General features: G+C 72.8%; 1 protein-coding gene. It reads left to right on the forward strand.

All coding sequences use genetic code 11. From position 1 onward, the window contains the following. A partial coding sequence (locus AC2W7M_RS27135) for a hypothetical protein (protein WP_486136346.1) occupies nt 1–201 on the forward strand: 201 nt, incomplete at its 5' end. Nucleotides 202–558: the final 357 nt, after the last annotated feature.

A 558-nucleotide genomic window follows, 5' to 3' on the forward strand; every position in this document is an offset into this window, starting at 1 on the left:
TGGCGGACACGCTCGAAGGCGTTGGCTCTCACCATCGGCGGCACCGGCGGCGATGGCGGCCATGGCGGCACCGTCCACGTGGACAACACGGCCGGCATCGCCACCACCGGCGACCGGGCCTCGGCCATCCTCGCCCCAATCGGTGGGCGGCGGCGGCGGCTCCGGCGGCAGCGCGCATGTCGCAGAGCGCGGGGCCTCTAGTTTCGCCGCCGCAGTAGCGCTCGGCGGCAGCGGCGGCTCCGGCGGCTATGGCGCAACGTCTATGTCACCAGTTCCGGACAGATCGGCACCAGCGGCCTCGATTCCATGGGCATCGTGGTGCAGTCCATCGGCGGCGGCGGCGGCAATGGCGGCTCATCGGCTGCCAAGAGCATCTCCGCGGCATCGATGCGTCCGTCTCGGTGAGCGCCAGCATGGGCGGCACCGGCGGAGATGGCGGCTTCGCGCAGGACGTCTCGGCTATCAATTCGGGCACCATTACGACCACCGGCGCGGGCGCGACCGGCATCCTGGCGCAGTCCATCGGCGGCGGCGGCGGCACGGGCGGCGACGCCAGCG

The sequence above is a fragment of the Xanthobacter sp. BG11Y11_SDJG genome (assembly GCF_057364445.1).